Raw genomic sequence first — 25,435 nt, 5'->3', positions numbered from 1 at the left:
CCTGATCCTCCTCCGCCTTGCAAGGGAGTGAATCAGAGGTCGGCCGCAAAGCAAACCATCTTCAGAGTCGATGGTTCATGCCGCTGGTATAAGACCCGTCTGACGCACTCGTGACCGTCACGAACCGGTGACTTTGCTTTACGCCTTTGCAATAAGCGGGGCGCAACAAGATCCGGTTCAGGACGGCATTCGAGGGCAGGATGAGGATTTTTTCTAAGCTATTGCTTGGCTTTATGTTGGTATTGGCGGTGGCCTGCGCGCGCACGCCAGAACGCGGCGGATACCGCCCCGCGCCCGGTCCCGGCGCCGTTCCGCAACTGGGCGATTCGGCCCCGCATGACTGGGGCGGACGCCACCCCTATGGTCATGCGGTCCACGGCATCGACGTGTCGCGCTGGCAAGGGGACATCGACTGGAACCGCGTCCGTGGCTCGGGGATCAGCTTTGCCTTTATCAAGGCAACCGAAGGGGGCGATCATTACGACGCCAACTTCCACCGCTACTGGAGAGAGGCCGCAGCAGCCCGGATCCCGCGCGGCGCCTATCACTATTACTATTTCTGCCGCAGCGGGGCAGAGCAGGCGGCATGGTTCATCCGCCAGGTCCCGCGTGAGATCGGATCGCTGCCGCCGGTCATCGACCTGGAATGGACCAATTCCCGGACCTGCCCGTATCGGCCTTCGCCCGCGCAGATCAAGCAGCAGGCCTCCATCTTCATGGACATCGTGGGCCGCCACTACGGTCAGCGGCCGATCATCTATACCACGGTCGATTTCTATCGCGACAACCGGCTGGGCGATATGCGGGCGGAATTCTGGCTGCGTTCGGTCGCGAACCATCCCAGCGTTCCTTATCCCGGCCAGCAGTGGGCATTCTGGCAATATACCGGGACCGGCATCGTGCCGGGCATTCGAGGCAATACCGACCTCAATGCCTTTGCCGGAACACGGGCGGACTGGGTGCGATGGTTGCAAACACGCCTGACGCGGTAAGACCCCGCCTTTGGCTGGGGATCGAGTTCGCGGCGCTTTATATCGGGGCGCCGCTGGCGATTGCGCTGTTCATGCCGGGCCATCTGCTGTTCGAGGCCCTGGCGGTCTTTTCGCTGGTGGGTCTGTTCCTGCTGTGGCGCACCGGCGGCTTCGGGTTCCGGTCCCTTGTCACGGGGTGGAGCAGGATGCCCTGGCTGGAGGTTCTGGGCCTGTCGGTGGCGACCCTTCTGGCAGGTACGGCGATCCTGTATTTCACCTATCCCGAACGGCTGTTCCCGATGCTGGGATCAGGGATGCTGCCGCTGATCTGGGTCTTTTACCCGATCCTGTCGGCGCTGCCGCAGGAACTGATCTTCCGCCCGCTGTTCTTTCATCGTTATGGCGCGCTGCTTCCATCCGGCCATGGCGCCATTGCCATCAACGCGGCCATCTTTTCGTTCGCGCATCTGATGTATTGGTCGTCGGTCGTGGCGGTGATGACCTTTGTGGGCGGCTGGATCTTTGCACGCGCCTATCTGCGGCACGGCTTTCCGGCGGCCTGGCTGCTGCACGCCCTTGCCGGGAACCTGCTGTTCACCCTCGGCATGGGCGCCTATTTCTACTCTGGCAACGTGGTGCGACCGTTCTAGGGCGGTTGACTTCCCGACCTTGCCGCGCTTGATGCGGGGCGCGGATAATTCGGGGAACGACCATGCACGCCTATCGCAGCCATACCTGCGGCGATCTGACCGCCGCCCATGCCGGGGAAACCGTCCGCCTGTCGGGCTGGGTCCATCGGGTTCGCGACCATGGCGGCGTGCTGTTCGTCGATCTGCGCGACCATTACGGCATGACCCAGGTGCTGGCCGACAGCGACAGCCCGGTCCTTGCCGCGATGGACCGCTTGCGCGCCGAAACCGTTATCCGCATCGACGGCCGCGTGAAGCTGCGCGATGCGTCGCTGGTCAATCCCAAGCTGCCCACCGGCGCGATCGAGGTCTATGCCACCGACCTAGAGGTTCTGGGGCCTTCGGACGAACTGCCCCTGCCGGTCTTCGGCGACCAAGAATACCCCGAGGAAACGCGCCTCGCCTATCGCTTCCTGGATCTGCGGCGCGAGTCGCTGCACAACAACATCATGCTGCGGTCGCAGGTGGTGCGGTCGATCCGCAACCGGATGTGGGACCAGGGCTTCACCGAATTCCAGACGCCGATCATCACCGCGTCGTCCCCCGAAGGCGCGCGCGACTTCCTGGTGCCTTCGCGCCTGCATCCGGGCAAGTTCTATGCCCTGCCGCAGGCCCCCCAGCAGTTCAAGCAGCTGATCATGGTCGCGGGCTTCGACAAGTATTTCCAGATCGCGCCCTGCTTCCGGGACGAAGACCCGCGCGCAGACCGCAGCCCCACCGACTTCTACCAGCTCGACCTGGAAATGTCCTTTGTGGACCAGGAGGATGTCTTCGCCGCGATCCAGCCCGTCATCCAAGGGCTATTCGAGGAATTCGGGGGCGGCCGCCCGGTCGATGCCGACTGGCCGCGCATCCCGTATGCGGAAGCCCTGCTGAAATACGGCAGCGACAAGCCCGACCTGCGTAACCCGATCGAGATGCAGGTCGTCAGCGATCATTTCCGCGGCTCGGGCTTCGGCATCTTCGCCAAGCTGCTGGAGCAGGAAGGCACCGAGGTCCGTGCCATTCCCGCCCCCACCGGCGGCAGCCGCAAGTTCGCCGACCGCATGAACGCCTTCGCACAACGCGAAGGATTGCCTGGGATGGGCTATATCTTCTGGCGGAAGGCCGAGGATGGTTCGACCGAGGCTGCCGGCCCCATCGCCAAGGCCTTGGGCGTCGAGCCGACCGAGGCGATCCGCCAACAGCTTGGCTTGGGCGAGGGCGATGCCGTCTTCTTCCTGGGCGGCAAGCCCGAGCAGTTCGAGGCCGTTGCGGGCCGCGCCCGCAACGAGATCGGCCGAGAGCTTGGCCTGACGCAGGAAAACCAGTTCAAGTTCGCCTGGATCGTCGATTTCCCGATGTACGAGAAGACCGACGACGGCAGGATCGACTTCAGCCACAACCCGTTCTCGATGCCGCAGGGTGGGCTTGATGCGCTGAACGGCGACCCCTTGCAGGTCAAGGGCTATCAATACGACCTCGCCTGCAACGGCTATGAACTGATTTCGGGCGCGATCCGCAACCACAAGCCGGAAATCATGTTCAAGGCCTTCGAACTGGCGGGCTATCCGGCGTCCGAGGTGGAAAAACGTTTCGGCGGCATGGTCAAGGCCTTCCGCTATGGCGCGCCGCCGCACGGGGGCTGTGCCGCCGGCATCGACCGGATCGTGATGCTGCTGGCGGACGAGGCGAACATCCGTCAGGTCATCATGTTCCCGATGAACCAGCGGGCCGAGGATCTGATGATGGGCGCGCCCTCCGAACCCACCAACGAACAGTTGCGCGACCTGCGCCTGCGCCCCCTGCCGAAAGAGTGATCTGACATTCGCCCTTTGCGTGCATAACCTTGGCGCGGGGGATCGCCCCCGCACTGCAAGGGGGCGCGAATGCCGGCATATCCCGAACTGGCCGCGATCCGGCTTGGCTATGGACTGTCGCCCTGGGCCGATCCGCCCGCCGATCCGGTGGCTTGGGTCGAATCGGTGGCATCCGCCGCTCCGGACGGCGATGCCTTTTCGATGGCGCGCGATTACCTGCCCCACCGCGCGCGCTATGCCGACCTGAACCGCCAGGGCGCGCAGCAAGACCCGGCGGCCTTGCAGGCGGTAAAGGACATCATGCGCGACATCGGCCTGCGTGCGCCCCGGATCAGGGTTGCGCGGGCGGTGGGCGACGGCGGCTTTGGCGAACGGCTGGTCCAGTTCTGGGCCGATCACTTCACCGTCACGGCGGGCAACCTGTTCGACAGCATTTCCGCCGCCGCCTTTGTGGACGAGGCGATCCGCCCGCACCTGTCGGGCCGTTTCGCCGATCTGATGGTTGCCGCCGAAACCCATCCCCGGATGATCGCCTATCTGGACCAGGCGCTTTCGGTCGGGCCAAGTTCCCCGGCAGGCAAGCGCGGGCGCGGCGTCAATGAAAACCTGGCTCGGGAAATGATCGAATTGCACAGCCTGGGGGCCGGGTCCGGCTATTCTCAGCGCGACGTGCGGCAACTGGCGCTGCTGTTGACCGGCCTCACCTTCCGGCCGAACCGGGACGCCACGGCATTCTTCAACAAGAACTGGGCAGAGCCGGGCGCCTTTCAGGTTCTGGGCAAGACCTATCACCGGGGCGAAGGGCAGGGGGCAATCCTGCAGGCGATCCATGACCTTGCGGACCATCTGGCGACTGCCCGGCACATCGCGCGCAAGCTGGCAGTGCATTTCGTGTCCGACGATCCGCCCGACAGCCTGGTCAAGCGGCTGGCCCAGGTTTTCCGGGACAGCGGGGGCGATCTGCCGTCCCTTTATCTGGCCCTGGCAGAAGCACCGGAACTGCAAGACTGTTTCCGGCAGAAGGTCCGCCAGCCCTTCGATTACATCGTGGCGGCGTTGCGCGCCTGTGGCATCCGGCCCGGAAACATCATGGCACTGGACCAACCCGTCTTTCAGAACCAACTGCTGAGCGGCATGGCGGGAATGGGCATGAGATGGGGCAGCCCGCGCGGTCCCGACGGCTGGCCCGAGGATGCGGCGGCCTGGGTTACCGCGCAGGGGCTGGCCGGGCGGATCGACTGGGCGATGCGCCGGCTGCCCAAGCTGCGCCCGGACCTGCCCGACCCCCGCGATGTGCTTCAGACCGCCCTTGGGGACACGGCGCCCGATACGCTGCGCCAGGCCGTGCCGCGCGCCGAAAGCCCGGCCGAGGGGCTGGCCCTGATCCTCGCCTCGCCCGATTTCAACCGGAGATGACGCGATGCTGTCCCGCCGCCTGTTCCTGAAATCCACGGCCCTGATCGGCTGTTCGGCCGCGGCCCATCCGCTGCTGTCCCCCATCGCCTTTGCCTCCATGCCGGGCGACAACCGCCTGGTCGTCATCATCCTGCGTGGCGCGATGGATGGGCTGGACGTGTTCCAGCCTTATGGCGATCCCAGCCTGCGAACCTTGCGCAAGACCCTGTCGACGGGGCCGGAAGGGGGCGCGCATGACCTGGACGGGTTCTTCGCCCTGCACCCGGCGCTGGCCCCGCTGATGCCCTTGTGGCAGGCGGGCGAGCTGGCCTTTGCGCCTGCCGTATCCACCCCATATCGCGACAAGCGCAGCCATTTCGACGGCCAAGATATGCTGGAAGCGGGGACCGGCACCGACGTGGAGGCCATGCGCCTGCGCGACGGCTGGCTGAACCGGCTGTTGCAGGCCATGCCGGGGGTGCAATCGGAAACCGCCTATTCGGTGGGCCTGGATGATATGCGCATCCTGGACGGCGCCGCACCCGCCAAAAGCTGGGCACCCCAGACGCGCTTTCGCCTGTCGGCGCAGGGTCAAAGGCTGCTGGCCCATGTCTGGCACGACGATCCGCTGTTCCGGCCAGCGGGCGAACAGGCCATCGAGATCATCAACGACGATCTTGTCCGGGTCGATACCGACGACGGCCCCACCCGCGATGCCCAGGCACTGGCACGGTTCACCGCCGACCGCCTGAATGGCGAGACGCGCATTGCCAGTTTCTCGATATCGGGCTGGGACAGCCATGCGCGCCAAGGTCCGGTGATCGACCGCGCCCTGCAGCGGCTGGGTGCGGCGATCCTGACGCTGCGCGCCGATCTTGGCGCGAACTGGCGGCGTACGACGGTGCTGGCAATGACGGAATTCGGCCGCACCGTGCGCGAAAACGGCACAGGCGGCACCGATCACGGCACCGGGGGCGCGATGCTGGTGGCGGGCGGCAACATCCGGGGCGGGCGCGCGCTTGGCGGCTGGCCGGGCCTGGCCGAGGGCGACCTGTATGCCGGGCGCGACCTGATGCCCTTGCGCGATATCCGTGCCCACGCCGCCTGGGTCATGCGGGATCTGTTCGACATTCCGCGCGATGTGCTGGAACGCAGCGTCTTTCCCGGCCTCGACCTAGGGGACAATCCGCGCATCCTGGCCTGAGAGCCGTCACATGCTGGCGACGCGGGCCAGCCTTTCCTGCACCAGCCCGCTGATCCGTGCCAGGTCACTTGCCAGGGAATGCCCTGCATTGTGGTCGCGGGCCAGGGCCGTGGCCGCAGCTTCCAGCACCGGGTCATGGGCGGATCGTGCGATGCCCGCCAGGAAATGCGCGATGTAATCGACCGCCGCCGTATCCTGGGCGGTGGACAGGATCTCGGCCACATGGGCCAGATCGTCGCGCAACCCCGACGGATCGGGCTGGATCACCTCATCCGGCAGGATGCGCAGGCCGGTGCCCCGCGCCTCGACCGGCAGGGCCGACAAGATGGTCTGCTGGAACACGGCCAGGCTTTCGATGGGCTTGGGCAGGAACCCGTCCGCCCCCGCCGCCAGGGCGGTATCAGCCAGGTCGGGATCGCCGGATATGCCCAGCAACACCGGCACCCGGGGTTCGGTCGTGGCGATCTGGCGGATCAGGTCGGTGCCATTGCCGTCGGGAAGGCCCAGATCGACGATCACCACCGCCGGGCGATAGGTTTGCAGGTGCCGCGCGGCCGAACGCAGGCAATCGGCCCGCCGGATCCGGGCGCCTGACCGCAGGCAAAGCAGCCGCACGGCCTCGCTGGCAAAGCGCGAATCCTCGACCACCAGCACCGTCAGGCCCGTCAGAGGCCGGTTGGGCAGCGACACCCGCCACATGGGCAAGGCGTCGATCATGTCGGGCACGATGTCGTTCTGCATGTCATATCCCCTACCGATGTCGCCCTGTCAGTTAGCCGCCGATTCGCTAAGAAGCGGTTAACGCCGTGGGGTTTTCCTTTCGCCGCCGCCCCGAAACCCCTAGAACCACGCAAAACCCGGAGGAAATGATGATCGGACGCCTTAATCACGTGGCCATTGCGGTTCCCGACCTGACCGCCGCCGCAGCCCAATACGCAGGCACGCTGGGCGCCACGGTGGGCGCCCCCCAGGACGAGCCAGACCACGGCGTGACGGTCGTGTTCATCGAACTGCCCAATACCAAGATCGAACTGCTGTATCCCCTGGGGCATGACAGCCCGATCAAGGGATTCCTGGACAAAAACCCGTCCGGGGGCATTCATCACATCTGCTATGAGGTGGACGACATCCTGGCCGCCCGCGACCGCCTGAAATCCGAAGGCGCGCGCGTCTTGGGCAGCGGGGAACCCAAGATCGGCGCCCATGGCAAGCCCGTGCTGTTCTTGCATCCCAAGGACTTCAACGGCTGCCTGATCGAATTGGAGCAAGTCTGATGAACCTGACCGGAGGCATCGTCCTGTACGCCGTATTGTGGTTCCTGACGCTGTTCATCGTCATCCTGATCGGGCAGCGCAGCCAGCAGGACGCGGGCGAAGTCGTGCCCGGCACCCCTGCGGGCGCGCCAGCCGACCTGCGGTTACGGGGCAAGCTGATCTGGACCACGGTGATCGCGGGACTCATCTGGGCGGTGCTTGCCTATGTGATCCTGGGCGGGCTGATCACCCGCGCGGATGTCGCGAATCTGGACCGGATGTTCCGCTGATAAGATGGAACAGATGCGTAAAAGCCGCTGCCGCCAGCAGCGGCACCGCGATGTTGACCAGGGGAATCACCAGGGCGATGGCGATCAGCACCCCTGCCAGCGTCACGCGCCCCGCATTGGCGCGGCGTAACGCGGTCGCCCCGGGTTCGTCCATGTGGCGGCGCGCGGCCATCTGAAAGAACTCGCGCCCCAGCAGCCAGCCGTTCGCGGTGAACAGCAGCACCGGCGCCAGCGGACCCAGGACGGGCGTCAGGAACAGCGACACCACCGCCACCGCAAGTATCGCGGCCACCACGGCCACCGATTCCAGCAGCCCATCCAGGAAATCCAGCGACGCGCCGTGGCGGGCGGGATAATGCACTTCCTCGACTACGTCGGCCACGCGTTCGGCGAAAAGGCCCGCAAAGCCCGCCGCGACCGGTGCCATCAGAAAGAACCCCATCAGCGGGAACAGCGCCAGCGTTCCCCAGGACAGGGCCGCCCCGACATCCAGCGTGCCGATCCAGGGCAGCACCAGGTCGCCCGGAACAAGGGTGCGGACCACCCAGAACAGCGCCGATTGCAAGACCACGAACAGCAGGATCGTCAGCGCGATCCCCATCAAGGCCAGCCGCAGGATCCGGGGCCGCAGCAGGTCCATCCAGGCCAGGATCAGGGCGCGAGAAACGATCATTCCGGCCAGCTTGTCTTGGCGGCGACATCGGGACGGGGGCGTTCGGGCGGAGTGTCCCCCCGGCTGCCCAGATGGACCAGCCCCACGATCCGTTCGCTGTCCGACAGGCCCAGGTGGCTGCGCCCGAAAGTCTCGTCCAGGACCGCAGGCCCGGTCAGCCATGCCGCCCCCCAGCCCGAGGCAAGCGCCGCATTCACCAGCCCCAGGCAGACCGCGCCCGCCGACAGGAACTGTTCCCAAGCCGGCACCTTGTCGCTGGCGACCGGCGCCGACACCACCGCCACGATCACCGGGGACGTGAAGGCCGATGCTGCCTTGTCGGCCGCCGCCTCGTCCTGGCCCGCAGCCAGCACCTGGTCGCGCAAGATCGGCGCCAAGCGGTCCAGCACGGCGCGTTCCAGCACGATGAATCGCCAGGGTTCCAGCTTGCCGTGGTCCGGGGTGCGGGCGGCCAGGGTAAGCAGGCGCAGGATCTCGGCCCGTTCGGGGGCGGGTTCGCGCAGCATCTTGGGGGGATGCGACCGGCGCGTCGCCAGGAAATCGAGTGCGGCATCGTTGCGATAGGTCATGGCAGTCTCCTTCCCTTCCGTTCTTTTACGAAAGCGACGGGCCGCGCAACCTAGCCCCGCTCGATCCGGTAGTTTCCCTCGGGCAGGTTCAACGCCAGGCGCAGTTCGGTCAGCTGGTGCATCGACAGGGTGATGCGGACCACCTCGTCGTCGGGACCGACCTGTTCCAGCACCACGCGGTCGTCGAAGGACAGGATAACCACATCCTCGTTCAGGGGGCCGGTGTTGGGGTCTGCCTCGTCGATCAGGGTGATGACGGTGGCGTCGAAATCATGCTCGATGGTAAACATCGCGGGCCTCCTTGTTTCCTGCCGACATTCGCGTGATGTGACGCCATGGGCAAGCGGGCAGGGTTTGCGTGGGTTTTCACGACCGGTTAAGATCGGCGCAAAGCAGAGGTAACGACCGCGCCGGGACAAGGCGCAGCATCGGGGCAAAGGGCGGGCAATGAAGCGGGTCACGGCAATCTTGGGGGCGGGACTTCTGGGCATCGCGGCCTGCGCGCCGGTTCCGATGGACCCCGTGACCCTTCCGACCGGTCCTTATGGCGCGCCCCAGTCCCAACCCGCGCCGGTCCTGACCAATGACGGCACCCCGCAGTCCACGGCCCGTATGTTCGTGGCCGTGATGCGGCGGATGGAACCGGCAGTAGAGCGCGAATGCCTGCAACGGCGCACCCAGCCCATCAACTGCGATTTCCAGTTCGTCGTGGACGATCGCCCGGGGCAGGAAGCCAATGCCTTCCAGACCATCGATGCCAGCGGCCGTCCGATCATCGGCTTTACCCTGTCGCTGATCGCCCAGACCCGCAACGGCGACGAGATCGCCTTTGTGGTGGGTCACGAGGCTAGTCATCACATCCTGAACCATCTGGATCGAAAGGCCGGGGCCGCTGCCGCAGGGGCGGTGATTCTGGGCAGCATCGCCTCGGTTTACGGCAATAACCAAGAGGCGATCGAAACCGCCCAGCGCATCGGGGCCTCTGTCGGGTCGCGCTATTATTCCCGCGACTGGGAGCTCCAGGCAGATTACCTGGGCGCCGTCATGACGCTGAACGCGGGCTTCGACCCCATCAATGGATCCCGATTCTTTGAACGAATCCCCGATCCCGGCGACCATATCCTCGGCACGCACCCCCCTCGGGCGGCTCGCTTGGCCCAGGTTCGTCGTGCCGTCGCGGATGTCCAAAGCGGACGAATACGCTGAGATTTTATAAATTCGTGAAGATGCGGCACAAATGCCACAGCCAGCAGTGCGTGACGTATCTCATTGCCCTAGGGGAAACTTGCCTTGCCGAAAGCACGAAAAAATCGTGACGAAATATCAGCGCGTTATTGGAAAAGCCGAATGCCCCCAAGTTCGGTAGCAGAAATATTTCTCGGTGGATGAAAAAAAAGCTGCTAGATCAGAGGAATTCTGCTTTTGCAGTCATTACCATGCACATAAAGTGCAATTGTATTTGACCAAGTTGACGCGATGCTCCGGCATCCGTTTGGAGTGTCGGAATGATCGGCGTAGTTGTGTGGAGCAGTGCGGAACGTGAAAAGGCGGTGATCTGGTGCGAAGATCATGCGGCCTTGGCATATCTGCAAGGACGCGATAATCTTGCCCATCCTGCCTGCTGGCCCCAGCCCGGCGATCTGGTGGAACTGGAAAGCGAGGTCATAGGCGCCTTGCGCAATGCCCGCCGTGTCACGATGCTGTCCGAACAGGAATTCGCACATCTGCCCGCCATGCTGCGTGCCACCACCCCACCGGCCGAGCCGCATCTGCGAATCGTATCCTCGGCCCCCGAAGCGCGAGAGCAGTTGGCGACCCAGCCAGAGCTTCGGATCGCCGCCGGCTAACCCGCCTTAGACCCCCCGCGACAAGGCGGCTACGCCGGTGCGGGCCAGGTCGGCCAGCCCCAGGGGTCGCATCAGGTCGGCAAAGGCATCCAGCTTGGTCGGCGTTCCGACCAGTTCGAAGACAAAGCTTTCCAGCGTCGAATCGACGACATTGGCGCGGAAGATTTCCGCGATGCGTAGTGCCTCGACCCGCTTTTCGCCCTGGCCGCGCACCTTGAACAGGCCCAGTTCCCGTTCCACCGCCGGACCTTCGACCGTCAGGTCGTGAACCTCGTGAACCGGCACGATCCGGCCCAGTTGCGCCTTCACCTGGGCGATCACGGCAGGCGTGCCGCGCGTCACCAGCGTAATTCGCGACCGATGGCCGGTGTGATCCACCTCGGCCACCGTCAGGCTGTCGATGTTATAGCCGCGTCCAGAAAACAGCCCGATCACGCGCGCCAGCACGCCTGGTTCGTTCTCGACCAGCACGGCCAGGGTATGGCTTTCCTCGACCTGCGAATTGGGGTCGCGCAAGTCATAGGCCGAATGGCTGGATGCACCCTTGTGAATGTTCAAAGCGTTCATTGTCTTGCCTTCATCTGGCATAAGATACCCAGGGATGCGGGGGCGGCGCCCCCACGCAACGGTCACACCAGCACAGCGCCTTCGGATTCGATCACGCCAAATGTCGCGGCCTCGCCCAGCAGCATTTCGTTATGCGGCTTGCCGGACGGGATCATCGGGAAGCAGTTTTCGTGCTTTTCAACCAGCACATCCAGAATGAACGGCCCGTCGTAATCCAGCATCTGCTGGATGGCATCATCCAGATCCTTGGGATCCCTGACCACCGCGCCCTTGCAGCCAAAAGCCTCGGCCAGCTTGACGAAATCGGGCAGGCTGTCGGACCAGCTCTGGCTGTAGCGTTCGCCATGCAGCAGCTGCTGCCATTGACGGACCATGCCCAGGCGTTCGTTGTTCAGGATGAACTGCTTGACGGGCAGGCGGAACTGCACCGCCGTGCCCATTTCCTGCATGTTCATCAGCCAGCTTGCATCGCCCGCGACGTTGATCACCAGGGCATCCGGGTGTGCCATCTGCACGCCGATGCTGGCGGGCAGTCCATACCCCATGGTCCCCAGCCCGCCCGAGGTCATCCAGCGATTCGGCTGGTCGAAATGCAGGTATTGCGCGGCCCACATCTGGTGCTGGCCGACCTCGGTCGCGATATAGCGGTCGCGGCCCTTGGTCAGCGCCTCCAGCCGTTCCAGGGCGTATTGCGGTTTGATGATCGTGTCGCTGTTGCGATAGGACAGGCAATTCTTGGATTTCCAGCCCTCGATCTGCTGCCACCACTGGTTCAGCGCGGAGCTGTTGGTCTTGCGGCCGCGCGATTTCCAGACCTTCAGCAAATCCTCGAGAACGTGACCCACATCGCCAACGATGGGGATGTCCACCCGGACCACCTTGTTGATGCTGGACGGGTCTATGTCGATATGCGCCTTGATCGAATGGGGGCTGAAATCGGCGATGCGCCCGGTGATCCGGTCGTCGAAACGCGCACCGATGTTGATCATCAGGTCGCAGCCGTGCATGGCCAGGTTCGCCTCGTACAAGCCGTGCATTCCCAGCATTCCCAGCCAGTTCCGCCCTGATGCCGGATAGGCCCCCAGACCCATCAGGGTCGAGGTCACGGGAAAGCCCGTCGCTTCGGCCAGTTCGCGCAAAAGCTGGCTGGCCCCCGGGCCAGAGTTGATCACCCCGCCGCCGGTATAAAGGATCGGGCGTTCTGCGCCCTCGATCAGCTCGACCAGGCGGGTGATGGCGGCAATGTCGCCCTTGCGGACCGGCTGGTAGCGCCCCGGCTCGATCTGCTTGGGGCCGACATAGGTGCCGGTCGCGAACTGCACGTCCTTCGGGATATCGACCAGCACCGGGCCCGGACGGCCCGAAGTCGCAACCTGGAAGGCCTTGTGGATCGTCCCGGCCAGCTTGTCGGTGTCCTTGACCAGCCAGTTGTGCTTGGTGCAGGGCCGGGTGATGCCGACAGTGTCGGCTTCCTGGAAGCCGTCGGTGCCGATCATGAAGGTCGGAACCTGGCCCGACAGGACGATCAGCGGGATCGAATCCAGCAGCGCATCCGTCAGTCCGGTCACGGCATTCGTGGCCCCCGGACCCGACGTGACCAGCACGACACCCGGCTTGCCCGTGGACCGGGCATAGCCTTCGGCCATGTGGACCGCGCCCTGTTCATGACGGACCAGAACATGGGTGATGTCGTTCTGCTGGAAAATCTCGTCATAGATGGGTAGTACCGCCCCGCCGGGATAGCCGAATACCGTATCGACGCCTTGATCGCGCAAGGCTTCGACAACCATTCTCGCACCCGTCATCATTCGGGACATCATTTCTCTCCATCAGGACCAAGCGAACGCGACGGGAATCCCGCCTGCGCGTCGGCGCAAACTATGGACCTGTCCGGGCAGGGTCAATGGGGGTGCGCGGAGAAAATGACGCGTTCCGACTGATTTTTGTAATTTTCTTTCGCAGGTCAGCGATCGAATTGGGGCAAAGCAATCTTGGCGACCTGTTCCACGATCGGATCCACTGACAGGGGATGGGCTTCGTTCGAATGATCCTCGGGGTCGCCGATGTTCTGCCAGACCCCGCCCTTGTAGATCTCCAGCGCCGAAAAGCGCGCCTTGTAATCCATCTTGCGGCTACCCGGCACCCAGTAGCCCAGGTAGATATAGGGCAGCTTGGCGGCCCGTGCGATCTCGATATGGTCTAGGATCAGGTATGTCCCCAGGCTCGCCGGTTGCAAAAGCGGGTGATAAAAGCTGTAAACCAGGCTGAGGCCGTCATCCAGCACGTCGGTCAGGCAGACGGCGGCCAGGAAATCGTCGCCGGGCGCCAGCCGTTCGGGCCGGTCGGCGTTGCAGCGGTATTCGATCACGCGGGTCTTGACCGGCGTTTCCTCGATCATGGCGGCGAATTCGAAGATATCCATGTCCGCCATCCCGCCATCGGCATGGCGGCTGTCCAGGTAACGACGGAACAATTCGAACTGTTCTTCGGTAGCCCAGGCGCTGGTGGCCAGGCGCCGCAGACCGCCGTTGCGCCGCATCAGCCGCCGCTGCGTGCGCGAGGGCTGGAAATCCGCCACCCGGATGCGCGCGGACATACAGGCCACGCAGCTTTCGCAACTGGGCCGATACAGCACGTTCTGCGACCGCCGGAAGCCCTGGCGCGACAGCGCGTTGTTCAGGTCAGACGCGTTGTCGCCATGCAGCGCGGTGAACAGCTTGCGTTCGGCCCGGCCATGCAGATAAGGGCATGGCTGCGGGGCCGTCACATAGAATTGCGGCGCATGGGGCAGGGTGTGACGCATCAGCGCAGGCCCTTACGGCGGATTGTCGTTCCAGAACTGATCATGCGCCAAAAAGGATCCGTATGCCCGTGTGTTGTTTGCGCGAAAGCCTAACAATGATTGCGTCACCCGCCAAGCCGGGAAAGGGTTAAAGCTTGAACTGTTCCCAGACTGCTTCCGGCTGCCGGAGCCGTTGACGGGGCAGGGGCTTTGGCTAGTCTGCCGCGCATGGATTTTGCAGCCCGCATCACCCGCCACCCGCTCCCCGCCGATCCCGACCGGGCCCGCCATGCGCTTGCGCTGCTCCCGACGCTTGATCCATCGCTTTCGGCCCTGATTGCGGGGGCCGCGGGATGCAGCCCCTATCTGGCGGGGCTCTTGCAGAAGGAAGCCGACTGGCTGCTTGGCGCGCTTGACCATGACGATGTGGTGGCCCGGGAAACCGCCGGCTTCGACGACCTTGGGACCGACGAACTGGCCGTGGCCCTGCGCCGGGCCAAGCGGCGGGTCGCGCTTCATACCGCATTGGCCGACCTGGGCGGGGTATGGCCGCTGGAACAGGTGACGGGCGCGCTGTCCGACCTTGCCGATCGCGCCGTCGATCTGGCCCTTCGCGCCCAAGTGGCCCAGGAACGCCGCCGGGGAAAGCTGCCTGACGCCGACGCGGATGCAGGCGGCGTTTTCGCCCTGGCGATGGGCAAGGGCGGCGCACGGGAATTGAACTACAGTTCCGATATCGACCTGATCGTGCTGTTCGACGATGCCGCTTATGCGGATTGCGACCAGCAGGACGCGCGCGCCGCGCTGATCCGCGCCACGCGCAAGATGGCCCTGATGCTGTCGGACGTGACGGAACACGGCTATGTCTTTCGCACCGACCTGCGGCTGCGGCCCGATGCAGCGGTCACGCCGGTCTGCATCTCGGCCGCTGCCGCGCTGGCCTATTACGAGGCCGAGGGGCGCACCTGGGAACGCGCGGCGTTTATCAAGGCACGCGCTGCGGCGGGCGACATCGCGGCGGGCGAACGCTTTCTGCGCGAGTTGCGCCCCTTTGTCTGGCGCAAGCACCTGGATTTCGCCGCCATCCAGGACGCGCACGACATGCGGCTGCGCATCCGCGACCACAAGGGCCTGGGCGGGCGGCTGGAGATTCCCGGCCACAACATGAAGCTGGGCCGGGGCGGGATCCGGGAAATCGAGTTTTTCACCCAGACCCGCCAGTTGATCGCGGGCGGGCGCGACCCCGGCCTGCGGTGCCGGGACACGGCAGGTGGTCTGGGGGCGCTGGCCGCCAAGGGCTGGATCCCCGCCGATGTGGCCCGCGACCTGACGGATCATTACCGCCAGCACCGCGACATCGAACATCGCATCCAGATGGTCAACGACGCCCAGACCCACAGCCTGCCGCGCGACCCGGGCGGGTTGGCCGTGATTGCCGCCATGATGGGCGAGGGGGATACCGACGCCTGGTCCGCCCGGCTTCGCACGCGGCTGGATCATGTGCACAAGCTGACCGAGAGCTTCTTTGCACCAGGCGAGGCGGTGCCTCGCCCTTCGATCTCGGCCGAATCGCAGGCCATCATCGACCGTTGGCAAACCTATCCGGCGCTGCGTTCGGCCCGCGCGCAGCAGATTTTCCGACGGGTCGAACCGGAACTGCTGTCGCGCATGGCCCGCACCGGCCACCCGGCCGAGGCCTTGCAGCGGTTCGATGGCTTTCTGTCCGCCCTGCCTGCCGGGGTGCAGATCTTTTCCTTGTTCGAGGCCAATCCCCAGCTGATTGACCTTCTGGTCGATATCTGCGGCAGCGCGCCGGGCCTTGCCGCCTATTTGACGCGGCATTCTGCGGTGCTGGATGCAGTCCTGGGGGGCAGCTTCTTTTCCCCCTGGCCCGGCGCCACCGGCCTGCGCGCGGATTTGGACCGGGTCTTGCAGGCGGCGCTGAACGGTCCGGGGGGCGGATACGAGGCCGCCTTGGACACGGCCCGACGCTGGGCGCATGAATGGCATTTCCGCGTGGGTGTCCATCACCTGCGGGGCCTGATCGACGCGGACGAGGCTGCGGGCCAATACGGCGACATCGCCGATGGCTGCATCGCGGCATTGTTTCCCGTCACCGCCGCCGATTTCGCCCGCAAGCATGGTGCCCCGCCGGGCCGGGGGGCGGTGGTGCTGGGGATGGGGTCGCTGGGCGCACGCACCCTGAACGCCTTGTCCGATCTGGACTTGATCGTGATCTATGATGCCGATGGCATTGACGCCTCGGACGGACCGCGTCCCCTGGCCGCGCGTCCTTATTACGCGCGGTTGACGCAGGCGATGATCACGGCAGCCTCGGCCCCCACGGCCGAGGGGCGGATATACGAGGTGGATATGCGCCTTCGTCCCTCGGGGCGGCAGGGGCCGGTCGCGACAGCGATCGAAAGCTTTCGGAATTACCAGCTCTCCGAGGCCTGGACATGGGAACACCTGGCCCTGACCCGCGCCCGTGTCGTGGCAATGGCGGGCACAGGTGCCGAGGGGCTGGCCCATGATGTCGAGGCGTTGCGCCTGGACGTCTTGCGCCAGCGGGGCTGCGATCAGCGCGTGATGCCCGATCTGGCGGATATGCGCGAACGCATCTTCGCCGCCCGCCCCTTGGATGGCGTGTGGGAGGCGAAGGTGGGACCAGGCCGCTTGCAGGACATCGATCTTTTGGCGCAATCCCTGGCGCTGCGGTCTGGCGATCCGGCGCGCAACACCCTGGCGCAACTGCGCGCCGGACGGCGGGCCGGGCTGATCGCGGCGGCTGATGCGGACCGGCTGGCGTCGATATGGCGGTTCCTGTGGAGGCTTCACGCCTCCGGGCGGCTGTTGACTGCAAAGCCGCTGGACATGGACGAAATCGGCCAGGGCGGACAGGAGTTCCTGCTGCGGGAAAGCGGCGTGGCCAGCGTGGACGACCTGGCCCGGCAACTGCGCGATGACTGCGCCGAGGCTGCCTGTCTGATCGACGCGGCCTTGCCGGTCGAGGCTGGCTGACAGGCGGGCCAGCCGCCCCGTCGGATCAGGCGGTTTTCCGCACGGGCGCAGCCTGGGACGCGGCAAGGTCCAGGGGGGCTGCGGGCGCGACAGGTCTTTTCGCAGGGACAGGATCGCCGATCTGCCCCAACAGGGGGATGGACACCGTGGCCTGGGGAATCGTCACCTCCGCATCCGCCGCGTCGTAGATGCCATGGGCAGTCTTGTCCCAGTAAAAAGGCTTTACCACCACCTCATAGATCGCCTTCCAGCCGGCGAGGCAGCCCAGCGGGAAATACAGGTGCAAAGAGGGCACCCAGTACATCAGATGCCGGTGCTTGTCGCCACGCACGGCCCACATGCCCACCCCGATGGACAGCAGTTCGGATACCACGAATGTGCCGAACAGCGCCGGGATCGCGTAACCGCCCCAAATCCCTGCCAGCGGTTCGCGCAACGGATGCGGCAAGCCAAGGCTCAGCAGCCAGAAGCTCCACAGGATGGGGGCCAGCAGGTATTGCGACAGGCTGCCCAAGAACTGGATCTGGAAGCCCAAGAAGCGCCGGGGGCCAAGTTCCCGCCATAGGGCGCGCGGGTCGCGCATATGGACGCCCCAGGTCATCGCATAGCCCTTGAGCCAGCGGGACCGCTGCTTGATCCAGGGCAGGGCGCGGCAATTGGCCTCTTCGTCGGTGGTGGTGTCGATGATCTCGGTCCGCCAGCCGCGGCGGGCCAGGCGCACGCCCAGGTCGGCGTCCTCGGTCACGTTCCAGGCGTCCCAGGCGCCCACCTGTTCCAGCGCGTCGCGGCGAAAGAACAGCGTGGTGCCGCCCAAGGGGACGACCAGGCCAAGGCGGGCGACGCCGGGCAGGATCACCCGGAACCAGGCCGCGTATTCGATGGTGAAACAGCGCGCCAGCCAGTTTGTGCGTGGGTTATAGTAATCGAGCGCGCCTTGCAGGCAGGCCACGTCGGCGGGCGCAAAATGAAAGCGCCGCGCGACGGTGTGCAACTGGTCGGGATCGGGCCGATCCTCGGCATCCCAGACGCCGATGATCGCGCCCCGGCAGAGGTTCAGGGCGTAATTCAGCGCACGCGGCTTGGTCTGGATGGGGCCGTTCGGCACTTCGACCACGCGGATCCAACCGGGCAGGCGGGCACCCTTCAGGGCATTCTGCGTCACATGGTCGCTGGCCTCGATCACCAGCAGGATGTCGGTCAGTTCGCGCGGATAATCCAGGCGCGACAGGCGGCCCACCAGCTTGCCCGCGACATCGCTTTCGCGAAACAGCGGCACCATGACCGAGACCACGGGCAGCGGGCCGGTCATTTCCTGTCGCGCAATGCGGCCTTGGGCCATGTCTTCGGAATGGGACCGTTCCTCGGCTCGGATGCGGCGGGTGGCGACAAACGCCGCCAGCTTCAGCCCGCTTTGCGCCACCAGCGACAGCGTGGCCCACAGGGTCAGCACCGACAAGACCGCCACCGGCACCAGCCAAAGCCCAAGCGCCAGCGCGGCCATGGCACCAAGCGCGACGCGGCCGGTCCGCGCCTCGTTCCGGGATCGGCAGCTTTCGGCGGCCGGCACGCGCATTTCCGCCTTGCGGATCATGGCAATGCGGCGCGAGGCGAGGATCGCGGCCTGGATCTGGTCTTCGGAACACAACAGCATCCGCTCCTGGCCGAAGCTTTCGGGCAGGCCGGGGACAAGGTCGGCAAAGGCCTCGGGGCGGGCGGTGGCGATCCAGGTGACGCCGCCGATGCGCCGCCAGGGCAGGATGGCATGGCCCAGGCAGAATTCGGTCCCAAGGGCGTCGATCAGCCGCGGATCGCCGGGTGTCTTTACCGGATCCAGGGCGGTGGTGCGCCATTGGCGGCACAGGGCGCGCAGCAAGGCCTCGGGCGTGACCCAGCCTTGCGACAGAAGGATCTGGCCCAGGCGGCTGCTTTGCCGCCCGCGCATCACGCTGGCCTTCAGCAGGTTGCCGGGATCGACCGCACCGTCTTCCAGCAGGATCTGGCCCAGCGGCAACTGGTTGCGCGGCGCCATCGTCGGCTGCGCAGGCGCAGCGGGAAAGGGACGGGCAACAATTTGCGGACTGACCATGGGCGATTCCCTTGTGGATCGCCCATGACTGGCACGAAAGCGGTTAAGAAGCGGTTAAGCCCCCCGGCGCGCGCGCATCGCATCCGTGAACCGCTGGAACAGATACAGGCTGTCCTGCGGGCCGGGCGCGGCCTCGGGGTGGTATTGGACTGAAAACACCGGCTTGTCCTGAACGCGGATGCCGCAATTGCTGCCGTCGAACAGGCTGACATGGGTTTCGATCACGCCCACCGGCAGGGACTGGCTGTCCACCGCGAAGCCGTGGTTCATCGACGTGATCTCGACCTTGCCGGTTTCCGTGTCGCGAACGGGATGGTTCGCGCCGTGGTGGCCATGGCTCATCTTCACCGTCTTGGCGCCCAGGGCCAAGGCCAGCATCTGGTGGCCCAGGCAGATGCCGAAGATCGGCAAGTCGCGGCCCAGAAGGGTCTGAATCATGGGCACGGCGTATTCGCCGGTCGCCGCCGGATCGCCGGGACCGTTCGACAGGAACACGCCCTCAGGTTCATGGGCCATGACCTCCTCGGCCGTGGCGGTGGCGGGCAGCACGGTCACGTCGGCGCCATAGGCCACCAGGGACCGCAGGATGTTGCGCTTTGCGCCGTAATCAAGCGCCACGACCTTGAAGGGCCTCTGTTCGGGCGCGGTGCCGAAGCCCTTGCCCCATTCCCAGGCGCCCTGGTCCCAGCGATAGCTTTGCCGGCAGGTCACGTCGCGGGCCAGATCCAGGCCCAGAAGACCGGCCCAGTCGCGGGCCTTGGCGACCATTGCGGCGATGTCGAAATTGCCGTCCGGGTCATGGGCCAGCACCACATGAGGCGCACCCTGCTGGCGAATCGCGCGGGTCAGGCGGCGGGTGTCGACTCCGCCCATGCCGATACGGCCGCGCCGGGCCATCCAGCCGGGCAGGTCGCCCGCCGCGCGCCAGTTCGACGGATCGGTCGGATCCCAGCGGACGACGATGCCGCTGGCGACCGGGTCGGGGGCCTCGTCGTCTTCCGGCGTGATGCCGGTGTTGCCGATATGGGGAAAGGTGAAGGTGACGACCTGGCTGGCATAGGACGGATCGGTCATGATCTCCTGATAGCCGGTCATCGCGGTGTTGAAGACCAGTTCCGCCACGACCTGGCCGGGTGCGCCGAAGCCCTGGCCGTAAAAGACGGTTCCGTCGGCAAGCGCAAGGCAGGCGGTCGGTTTGTTGGCCATGGCAAGCACCCCTTGTGTGAAATCTGCCGGTGAATAGGGGGCGGGGCGGGCAAGGTCAAGAACAAGGCCGCCTTGCTTTGACACGGGCATTACCCTAGATCGCAGGCTTTCGTGCCCGAAGGAAGCGACATGGATCTGCGAGCCACCCTGCAAGCCGCCATCAAGGATGCCATGAAGGCCAAGGACAGCGCACGCCTGTCCACGTTGCGCCTGATCGGTGCCGCCATCAAGGACCGCGAGATTGCGGCCCGCGGAGGCGACGGCGACGGCACGCTGGGCGATCATGACCTGATTGCCATCCTGTCGAAGATGGTCAAGCAGCGCCAGGAATCTGCCCGGGCCTATGAGGAAGGGGGCCGTCTGGAATTGGCTCAGAAGGAAGAAGCCGAGATCGGCGTCATCCAGGAATTCCTGCCCCGGCAGTTGTCGGAGGCCGAAACCGCCGCCGCCATCGACGGGGCCATCGCCGCCCTTGGGGCGACCGGCATCCGCGACATGGGCCGTGTCATGGCCGAACTGCGCGACCGTCATGCAGGGCAGATGGATTTCGGGGCGGTCGGACCGATGGTCAAGGCACGCCTGCTGAACTGAACCGCCTCATGGGCGCCAGGACGGGCAGGAGGCCACAGCCATGCCCGCCAAATCGAATGCCCCCAGCAGGGCGCAGGTGCCGCCTTGTCCGACAGGCGGGGCGATGCGCGGGTCAAGGATTTGACTAGCGCCTCTAAGGATATGTCCGACGCATGAGCGAGAGCGAGCTGGAGGACGTTGCGGGGTCCAGGCACAAAGACCGCTGATCAGCGCAGGCTAGCCAGCCGCCGCGACAGGTCGTCATGCAGGTGGCGGCGTTCCTGGGGGGTCAGGAAGGCGCCCAGTTCGATTTCCCGCTGGCCGTCGGTCAGTGTCAGATAGGACTCGACAGGTCCGCGCCGCAGGTTCGCGCGCAGCCAATAGCTGTTGGTGGTCCATTCCCGCAGCCCCCCGCCCGGATCGTGGCGGATGACCTGCGCCGTGCGGCGGTCCAGCAGCAGTTCCTCGGTCATCTCGCCCTGGGCATAGCTGCGCTGGATCGCATACCACAGCCCGCCGATCACCAGAAGGGCAAAGGGCAGCAGGCCCCACAAGACAGCGGTTCCCAGCATTGCCACTACGGGCAGGGCCATGAAGGCCGCCGTCACGCCGATGAACCAGACAAAGCCCTTTCGCGGCAAGGACTGGTAAGGCCAAAGCCGCAGCCGATATGACAAGGCCCCGGAGTGATCCGGGGCCGTATCTTGCCATTCATAAGGCATCAGTGGGCGTGGCTGTGGTCCCAATCCTCGCGCTTGGGCAGTTGCTCGAACGTGTGTTCGGGCGGGGGCGAGGGCAGGGTCCATTCCAGCGTATCGGCATGCTCGTTCCAGTAGTTGTTCTGGGTCACGCGCTTGCCTGCGAACAGGGTATAGAAGACGACGCCGATGAAGAACAGGAAGGACGCGAAGGACAGATAGGCGCCCAGCGAGCTGATATAGTTCCAGTAGGCGAATTCGACCGGATAGTCGATATAGCGGCGCGGCATCCCCTGGCGGCCCAGGAAGTGCTGCGGGAAAAAGGTCAGGTTGGACCCGATGAACATCATCCAGAAGTGCAGCTTGCCCGCCCATTCGGGATACTGGCGGCCCGACATCTTGCCGATCCAGTAATAGATGCCTGCGAACAGCGCAAAGACCGCGCCCAGTGACATCACATAGTGGAAGTGCGCCACGACATAGTAGGTGTCGTGATAGACCCGGTCCAGCGGCGCCTGCGACAGCACCACGCCGGTCACGCCGCCCACGGTGAACAGGAACAGGAAGCCGAAGGCCCAGAGCATCGGCGTCTTGAACTCGATCGAGCCGCCCCACATGGTCGCGATCCATGAGAAGACCTTGATGCCCGTGGGCACGGCGATCGTCATGGTGGCCAGCATGAAATAGGACTGCTGGGTCAGCGACATCCCCACGGTGTACATATGGTGCGCCCAGACCACGAAGCCCAGCACCCCGATCGCGGCCATGGCCAGCACCATCGGCAGATAGCCGAAGATCGGCTTCTTGGCGAAGGTGGCGATGACATGGCTGATGATGCCGAAGCCCGGCAGGATGATGATGTAGACCTCGGGGTGGCCGAAGAACCACAGGATGTGCTGGTACAGGATCGGGTCGCCGCCGCCAGCCGGGTTGAAGAAGTTGGTGCCGAAGTTGCGGTCCATCAGCAGCATAGTGATGGCACCGGCCAGCACCGGCAGGGCCAGCAGGATCAGCCAGGCGGTGATGAAGACCGACCAGGCGAACAGCGGCACCTTGAACAGCGTCATGCCGGGCGCGCGCATATTCAGGAAGGTGGTGATGATGTTGATCGCGCCCAGGATCGAGGACGCGCCCGAGACGTGGACCGCGAAGATCGCCAGATCCATCGAATACCCGGCCTCGGTCGTGGACAGCGGCGGATACAGAACCCAGCCCACGCCCGAACCCATTTGGTCCGATCCGCCCGGCGACAGCAGGGACGCCACGCCAAGCGCGACGCCCGCCACATACATCCAGTAGGACAGGTTGTTCAGCCGCGGAAAGCTCATGTCCGGGGCGCCGATGTGCAGCGGCATGAAATAGTTGCCAAAGCCGCCGAACAGCGCGGGAATTACCACGAAGAACATCATCAGAACGCCGTGATAGGTGATCATCACGTTCCAGAGATGGCCGTTCGGGGTGCATTCGGCACTTGCATCGGCAATGAAGCGCGCGCCTTCCAGGCACATGAACTGCACGCCGGGATTTTGCAGTTCCATCCGCATATAAACCGTAAAGCTGACTGCGATCAGCCCCACGATCCCTGCGGTGAACAGGTAAAGAACACCAATGTCCTTGTGATTGGTGGACATGAACCAGCGGGTAAAGAACCCGCGTGTGTCGTGATGGTCGTCGTGGCCATGAACGGCTGCGTCTGCCATACCCGAACTCCCTCAGATATCATGATCCGGTCCGGCAGACCGGCAATTCCCTTTGGGTGTGTTCTAGACCAGCCGTGCCGACCCGGCAATGCCCTAAGGTTGCCGGAACGACAGCTTTTGGTGGCAAATGGCCGCAGGAAAGGTTCAGCGATAAACCAGAACCGGGATCTTGGAATGCGTCAGGATCCGGGTGGCCTGGCTGCCCATCACGACCGCGGCCATCCCGCGCCGCCCATGGGACGCCATGGCGATCAGGTCGCAGCCTTCCTCCAGGGCGGTGTCGATGATCGCCTGATAGGGGTTGTCGTGCCATTTGTGATGGGTTTCGACCGGAACGCCCGCAGCCGCAGCCTTGTCCCGCGCAGCCGCCAGGATCCTGTCCGCATAGGCCGCCGCGTCGATGTCATAGCTGGCCCGCGTGCTTTCGACCTGCATCGCGTCGGCGCTGAGGATGTGGAACGGCTCGGTCACGGTGACGATCGTCACGGCCGCGCCCACGCTGGCGGCCATGGCCACCCCCTTGTCAACGGCTTGGGTTGCCAGTTCGGACCCGTCGGTCGGGATCAGGATATGCTTGAACACGTTGTTCCTCCTCTCGCGGCGCCGCGCCACAGCGGCACGGGCCTGGTTGCGCAGCGGACGCTGCCACAGGGAGGGCGGGGAAAGTATGATTTAAATCAAACGGGCCGACCCAAGGGATCGGCCCGGCACGAGTTCCAGAAAGGCTGCGCTATTGTGCCGCAGGCGACGCGCTTGCCAGATAGGCCGCGATGTCGGCCTGGTTCTTGTTCAGCTTGAAGGTCATCTTCGTGCGGGCCGAACTGTCCCCGGTCTTTTCCTGGACATATTTGTTGGGGTCGGTGACATAGGCCGCCAAATCCTCGACCGTCCAGACTTCACCCGCATCTTTCAGCGCGACCAGCGCCTCGGAATACTTGTAGCCTTCCTGGGCCGCTGCCGGACGCCCGACGATCCCGTAAAGGTTCGGTCCGGTGGCGCCGCCCTTCACGATATCCTCGCCCTCGGGCGACTGGATCATGTGACAAGCCTTGCACTTGCGGAATTCTTTTTCGCCGACCGTGGCATCGCCGGCATCCTGGGCCAGGGCGGGCATGGCTAGGGTCGCACCCAACAGGGCGCCGATGATCGCAAATCTCATTCTGTTCCTCGCTATTCCAAAGAAATTGGAAGTCCCAACCAACTCACTTAAGCCAGATCGGTTCAATTGCCACCCGTCAGAAGGTCGCATCCGGTTTGCAGGCGGTCAGCCGAAGACCGTATCGAAATTCCGGCGCAGCGCCAGATCCATATCGGCCAGGCCGACGGGCAGGCCCAAATCGACCAGGCTGGTCACGCCATGCCCGCTGATCCCGCAGGGAACGATCCCCGAATAATGGCTCAGGTCCGGTTCCACATTGATGGCGATGCCGTGGAAGCTGACCCAGCGGCGCACCTTGACTCCGATGGCCGCGATCTTGTCGTCGCGGGGGCTACCATCGGGCAGGGGGGGCTTGTCCGGGCGCGGCACCCAGACCCCCACGCGCCCGTCGCGGATCACGCCCGTGACGCCGAAATCCGACAGGGCGGCGATCACCCAGGCCTCTAGCCGGGCGACAAAGGCGCGCACGTCGCGCCCACGCCGGTTCAGGTCCAGCATCACATAGACGATGCGCTGTCCCGGCCCGTGATAGGTGTATTGCCCGCCCCGTCCGGCGACATGAACCGGAAAGCGCGCGTCCAGCAGGTCGCCGTCCCGCGCGCTGGTCCCGGCCGTATAAAGCGGCGGATGTTCGACCAGCCAGATCAACTCCTCTGCCTGGCCTTCGTGAATCGCGGCGACCCGCGCCTCCATGAAGGCGACCGTGTCGTCGTAATTCGTCAGGCCCTGCGCCGTGATCCATTCCACCATGCGGCCGGTCTGGCCCGGCGCACCCCCGGCGTCAAGCCGAGCCGTCAGAATCCCCCTTTTCAATCCTTCCCGCCTCGGCTATCACCCGCCGCACTGCCCGGATGCGGTCGTGGCGGAATTGGTAGACGCGCAGCGTTGAGGTCGCTGTTCCTTAACCGGAGTGGAAGTTCGAGTCTTCTCGACCGCACCATCCTTCCTTGAATCCA

At 65.0% G+C, this 25,435-nt stretch carries 26 protein-coding genes and 1 tRNA gene; 13 read left to right on the top strand and 14 right to left on the bottom strand.

Features of this window, described 5'->3' with window-relative positions:
* Positions 1-233: 233 nt before the first annotated feature.
* The 5 genes from LZ585_RS11950 to LZ585_RS11930 all read left to right on the top strand — a co-directional run bounded on the left by LZ585_RS11950 (position 234) and on the right by LZ585_RS11930 (position 6,058).
* Positions 234-992, top strand: a complete 759-nt coding sequence (locus LZ585_RS11950; RefSeq protein ID WP_234853784.1) for a glycoside hydrolase family 25 protein — start codon at positions 234-236, stop codon at positions 990-992.
* Positions 965-1,621: a CPBP family glutamic-type intramembrane protease gene (locus LZ585_RS11945; RefSeq protein WP_234853783.1), complete on the top strand. Its 657-nt coding sequence runs from the start codon at positions 965-967 to the stop codon at positions 1,619-1,621. Before LZ585_RS11950 ends, LZ585_RS11945 begins: the two co-directional genes overlap by 28 nt.
* A gap of 62 nt (positions 1,622-1,683) precedes the next feature.
* The gene (gene aspS / locus LZ585_RS11940) at positions 1,684-3,459 is read left to right on the top strand and encodes an aspartate--tRNA ligase (RefSeq protein ID WP_234853782.1); all 1,776 of its coding nucleotides are present in this window, start codon (positions 1,684-1,686) and stop codon (positions 3,457-3,459) included.
* 69 nt (positions 3,460-3,528) lie between these two features.
* Positions 3,529-4,875 carry a DUF1800 domain-containing protein gene (locus tag LZ585_RS11935; RefSeq protein WP_234853781.1) on the top strand — a complete coding sequence of 449 codons (1,347 nt, stop codon included), beginning with the start codon at positions 3,529-3,531 and terminating at the stop codon, positions 4,873-4,875.
* Between the two features lie 4 nt (positions 4,876-4,879).
* Positions 4,880-6,058, top strand: coding sequence for a DUF1501 domain-containing protein (locus LZ585_RS11930; protein WP_234853780.1), 1,179 nt, complete (start codon positions 4,880-4,882; stop codon positions 6,056-6,058).
* A 6-nt stretch (positions 6,059-6,064) separates the two neighbouring features.
* Here the strand turns inward: LZ585_RS11930 and LZ585_RS11925 are convergent, their stop codons facing one another.
* On the bottom strand, positions 6,065-6,775 hold the full coding sequence (locus LZ585_RS11925) for a response regulator (RefSeq protein WP_234855824.1): 711 nt from the start codon (positions 6,773-6,775) through the stop codon (positions 6,065-6,067).
* A 152-nt stretch (positions 6,776-6,927) separates the two neighbouring features.
* Between LZ585_RS11925 and mce the strand changes: the two genes are divergently transcribed.
* Together mce and LZ585_RS11915 are read left to right on the top strand one after the other, a co-directional pair.
* Positions 6,928-7,332 (top strand): methylmalonyl-CoA epimerase, encoded by a 405-nt coding sequence (mce, locus tag LZ585_RS11920; protein ID WP_234853779.1) that lies wholly within the window; start codon positions 6,928-6,930, stop codon positions 7,330-7,332.
* On the top strand, positions 7,332-7,601 hold the full coding sequence (locus tag LZ585_RS11915) for a DUF1467 family protein (protein WP_234853778.1): 270 nt from the start codon (positions 7,332-7,334) through the stop codon (positions 7,599-7,601). The genes mce and LZ585_RS11915 overlap by 1 nt, the downstream gene beginning before the upstream one ends.
* On the opposite strand, the gene LZ585_RS11910 is transcribed toward LZ585_RS11915, so the two are convergent.
* From LZ585_RS11910 to LZ585_RS11900, 3 genes are read right to left on the bottom strand one after another with little or no spacing between them, the layout of a single operon-like run.
* A complete protein-coding gene (locus tag LZ585_RS11910) occupies positions 7,558-8,274 on the bottom strand; it encodes an EI24 domain-containing protein (RefSeq protein WP_234853777.1) in 717 nt (238 codons plus the stop codon). The two genes, LZ585_RS11915 and LZ585_RS11910, sit on opposite strands and share 44 nt — an antisense overlap.
* On the bottom strand, positions 8,271-8,843 hold the full coding sequence (locus LZ585_RS11905) for a nitroreductase family protein (protein WP_234853776.1): 573 nt from the start codon (positions 8,841-8,843) through the stop codon (positions 8,271-8,273). Before LZ585_RS11905 ends, LZ585_RS11910 begins: the two co-directional genes overlap by 4 nt.
* Before the next feature lie 50 nt (positions 8,844-8,893).
* Positions 8,894-9,133 (bottom strand): hypothetical protein, encoded by a 240-nt coding sequence (locus LZ585_RS11900; RefSeq protein ID WP_234853775.1) that lies wholly within the window; start codon positions 9,131-9,133, stop codon positions 8,894-8,896.
* A 157-nt stretch (positions 9,134-9,290) separates the two neighbouring features.
* On the opposite strand from LZ585_RS11900, the gene LZ585_RS11895 reads away from it, so the two are divergent.
* Both LZ585_RS11895 and LZ585_RS11890 read left to right on the top strand, forming a co-directional pair.
* Positions 9,291-10,049, top strand: coding sequence for a M48 family metallopeptidase (locus LZ585_RS11895; protein ID WP_234853774.1), 759 nt, complete (start codon positions 9,291-9,293; stop codon positions 10,047-10,049).
* 299 nt (positions 10,050-10,348) lie between these two features.
* A complete protein-coding gene (locus LZ585_RS11890) occupies positions 10,349-10,690 on the top strand; it encodes a fumarylacetoacetate hydrolase family protein (protein ID WP_234853773.1) in 342 nt (113 codons plus the stop codon).
* Positions 10,691-10,696: 6 nt separating this feature from the next.
* On the opposite strand, the gene ilvN is transcribed toward LZ585_RS11890, so the two are convergent.
* From ilvN to LZ585_RS11875, 3 genes are all read right to left on the bottom strand, one after another.
* A complete protein-coding gene (ilvN, locus tag LZ585_RS11885) occupies positions 10,697-11,257 on the bottom strand; it encodes an acetolactate synthase small subunit (RefSeq protein WP_234853772.1) in 561 nt (186 codons plus the stop codon).
* Positions 11,258-11,319: 62 nt separating this feature from the next.
* Positions 11,320-13,074: an acetolactate synthase 3 large subunit gene (locus LZ585_RS11880; RefSeq protein WP_234855823.1), complete on the bottom strand. Its 1,755-nt coding sequence runs from the start codon at positions 13,072-13,074 to the stop codon at positions 11,320-11,322.
* A 146-nt stretch (positions 13,075-13,220) separates the two neighbouring features.
* Positions 13,221-14,060, bottom strand: a complete 840-nt coding sequence (locus tag LZ585_RS11875; RefSeq protein ID WP_234853771.1) for an arginyltransferase — start codon at positions 14,058-14,060, stop codon at positions 13,221-13,223.
* A gap of 207 nt (positions 14,061-14,267) precedes the next feature.
* Here LZ585_RS11875 and LZ585_RS11870 point away from each other — a divergent pair, with 207 nt between their 5' ends.
* Positions 14,268-17,060, top strand: coding sequence for a [protein-PII] uridylyltransferase family protein (locus LZ585_RS11870; RefSeq protein WP_234853770.1), 2,793 nt, complete (start codon positions 14,268-14,270; stop codon positions 17,058-17,060).
* A 25-nt stretch (positions 17,061-17,085) separates the two neighbouring features.
* On the opposite strand, the gene LZ585_RS11865 is transcribed toward LZ585_RS11870, so the two are convergent.
* Together LZ585_RS11865 and carA are read right to left on the bottom strand one after the other, a co-directional pair.
* Complete coding sequence (locus LZ585_RS11865) at positions 17,086-19,146, bottom strand: glycosyltransferase family 2 protein (protein WP_234853769.1); 2,061 nt, start codon at positions 19,144-19,146, stop codon at positions 17,086-17,088.
* A gap of 54 nt (positions 19,147-19,200) precedes the next feature.
* Positions 19,201-20,352: a glutamine-hydrolyzing carbamoyl-phosphate synthase small subunit gene (carA, locus tag LZ585_RS11860; protein ID WP_234853768.1), complete on the bottom strand. Its 1,152-nt coding sequence runs from the start codon at positions 20,350-20,352 to the stop codon at positions 19,201-19,203.
* 129 nt (positions 20,353-20,481) lie between these two features.
* On the opposite strand from carA, the gene LZ585_RS11855 reads away from it, so the two are divergent.
* Together LZ585_RS11855 and LZ585_RS14970 are read left to right on the top strand one after the other, a co-directional pair.
* The gene (locus LZ585_RS11855) at positions 20,482-20,943 is read left to right on the top strand and encodes a GatB/YqeY domain-containing protein (protein WP_234853767.1); all 462 of its coding nucleotides are present in this window, start codon (positions 20,482-20,484) and stop codon (positions 20,941-20,943) included.
* An 84-nt stretch (positions 20,944-21,027) separates the two neighbouring features.
* A complete protein-coding gene (locus LZ585_RS14970; RefSeq protein ID WP_390625119.1) occupies positions 21,028-21,099 on the top strand; it encodes a hypothetical protein in 72 nt (23 codons plus the stop codon).
* Positions 21,100-21,149: 50 nt separating this feature from the next.
* On the opposite strand, the gene LZ585_RS11850 is transcribed toward LZ585_RS14970, so the two are convergent.
* The 5 genes from LZ585_RS11850 to lipB form a co-directional block, all read right to left on the bottom strand.
* Positions 21,150-21,599, bottom strand: a complete 450-nt coding sequence (locus tag LZ585_RS11850; protein ID WP_390625068.1) for a DUF2244 domain-containing protein — start codon at positions 21,597-21,599, stop codon at positions 21,150-21,152.
* A 44-nt stretch (positions 21,600-21,643) separates the two neighbouring features.
* Entirely contained in the window at positions 21,644-23,320 is a 1,677-nt protein-coding gene (gene ctaD, locus LZ585_RS11845; RefSeq protein ID WP_234853765.1) for a cytochrome c oxidase subunit I, read from the bottom strand.
* 144 nt (positions 23,321-23,464) lie between these two features.
* The gene (locus LZ585_RS11840; protein ID WP_234853764.1) at positions 23,465-23,902 is read right to left on the bottom strand and encodes a universal stress protein; all 438 of its coding nucleotides are present in this window, start codon (positions 23,900-23,902) and stop codon (positions 23,465-23,467) included.
* Between the two features lie 148 nt (positions 23,903-24,050).
* Positions 24,051-24,479 (bottom strand): c-type cytochrome, encoded by a 429-nt coding sequence (locus LZ585_RS11835; RefSeq protein ID WP_234853763.1) that lies wholly within the window; start codon positions 24,477-24,479, stop codon positions 24,051-24,053.
* Positions 24,480-24,584: 105 nt separating this feature from the next.
* Positions 24,585-25,229 (bottom strand): lipoyl(octanoyl) transferase LipB, encoded by a 645-nt coding sequence (lipB, locus tag LZ585_RS11830; protein ID WP_234853762.1) that lies wholly within the window; start codon positions 25,227-25,229, stop codon positions 24,585-24,587.
* A 103-nt stretch (positions 25,230-25,332) separates the two neighbouring features.
* Here lipB and LZ585_RS11825 point away from each other — a divergent pair.
* Positions 25,333-25,419 (top strand) — tRNA-Leu (locus tag LZ585_RS11825).
* The last annotated feature ends 16 nt before the right edge of the window (positions 25,420-25,435 follow it).

It is taken from the genome of Paracoccus everestensis, assembly GCF_021491915.1.
GTDB classification, from domain to species: Bacteria; Pseudomonadota; Alphaproteobacteria; order Rhodobacterales; family Rhodobacteraceae; genus Paracoccus; species Paracoccus everestensis.
This window is presented reverse-complemented; position numbering and strand designations above follow the sequence as displayed.

Excerpts from the sequence above, each read along its gene's own strand:
- LZ585_RS11925 (WP_234855824.1), bottom strand. The coding sequence starts at position 6,775 with ATGATCGACGCCTTGCCCATGTGGCGGGTGTCGCTGCCCAACCGGCCT.
- ilvN (WP_234853772.1), bottom strand. The coding sequence starts at position 11,257 with ATGAACGCTTTGAACATTCACAAGGGTGCATCCAGCCATTCGGCCTAT.
- aspS (WP_234853782.1), top strand. The coding sequence starts at position 1,684 with ATGCACGCCTATCGCAGCCATACCTGCGGCGATCTGACCGCCGCCCAT.
- carA (WP_234853768.1), bottom strand. The coding sequence starts at position 20,352 with ATGGCCAACAAACCGACCGCCTGCCTTGCGCTTGCCGACGGAACCGTC.
- LZ585_RS11950 (WP_234853784.1), top strand. The coding sequence starts at position 234 with ATGTTGGTATTGGCGGTGGCCTGCGCGCGCACGCCAGAACGCGGCGGA.
- LZ585_RS11890 (WP_234853773.1), top strand. The coding sequence starts at position 10,349 with ATGATCGGCGTAGTTGTGTGGAGCAGTGCGGAACGTGAAAAGGCGGTG.
- LZ585_RS11870 (WP_234853770.1), top strand. The coding sequence starts at position 14,268 with ATGGATTTTGCAGCCCGCATCACCCGCCACCCGCTCCCCGCCGATCCC.
- LZ585_RS11880 (WP_234855823.1), bottom strand. The coding sequence starts at position 13,074 with ATGTCCCGAATGATGACGGGTGCGAGAATGGTTGTCGAAGCCTTGCGC.
- LZ585_RS11930 (WP_234853780.1), top strand. The coding sequence starts at position 4,880 with ATGCTGTCCCGCCGCCTGTTCCTGAAATCCACGGCCCTGATCGGCTGT.
- LZ585_RS11855 (WP_234853767.1), top strand. The coding sequence starts at position 20,482 with ATGGATCTGCGAGCCACCCTGCAAGCCGCCATCAAGGATGCCATGAAG.
- LZ585_RS11935 (WP_234853781.1), top strand. The coding sequence starts at position 3,529 with ATGCCGGCATATCCCGAACTGGCCGCGATCCGGCTTGGCTATGGACTG.
- LZ585_RS11900 (WP_234853775.1), bottom strand. The coding sequence starts at position 9,133 with ATGTTTACCATCGAGCATGATTTCGACGCCACCGTCATCACCCTGATC.
- LZ585_RS11865 (WP_234853769.1), bottom strand. The coding sequence starts at position 19,146 with ATGGTCAGTCCGCAAATTGTTGCCCGTCCCTTTCCCGCTGCGCCTGCG.
- mce (WP_234853779.1), top strand. The coding sequence starts at position 6,928 with ATGATCGGACGCCTTAATCACGTGGCCATTGCGGTTCCCGACCTGACC.
- lipB (WP_234853762.1), bottom strand. The coding sequence starts at position 25,229 with ATGGTGGAATGGATCACGGCGCAGGGCCTGACGAATTACGACGACACG.
- LZ585_RS11910 (WP_234853777.1), bottom strand. The coding sequence starts at position 8,274 with ATGATCGTTTCTCGCGCCCTGATCCTGGCCTGGATGGACCTGCTGCGG.
- LZ585_RS11915 (WP_234853778.1), top strand. The coding sequence starts at position 7,332 with ATGAACCTGACCGGAGGCATCGTCCTGTACGCCGTATTGTGGTTCCTG.
- LZ585_RS11895 (WP_234853774.1), top strand. The coding sequence starts at position 9,291 with ATGAAGCGGGTCACGGCAATCTTGGGGGCGGGACTTCTGGGCATCGCG.
- ctaD (WP_234853765.1), bottom strand. The coding sequence starts at position 23,320 with ATGGCAGACGCAGCCGTTCATGGCCACGACGACCATCACGACACACGC.
- LZ585_RS11945 (WP_234853783.1), top strand. The coding sequence starts at position 965 with ATGGTTGCAAACACGCCTGACGCGGTAAGACCCCGCCTTTGGCTGGGG.
- LZ585_RS11875 (WP_234853771.1), bottom strand. The coding sequence starts at position 14,060 with ATGCGTCACACCCTGCCCCATGCGCCGCAATTCTATGTGACGGCCCCG.
- LZ585_RS11835 (WP_234853763.1), bottom strand. The coding sequence starts at position 24,479 with ATGAGATTTGCGATCATCGGCGCCCTGTTGGGTGCGACCCTAGCCATG.
- LZ585_RS11905 (WP_234853776.1), bottom strand. The coding sequence starts at position 8,843 with ATGACCTATCGCAACGATGCCGCACTCGATTTCCTGGCGACGCGCCGG.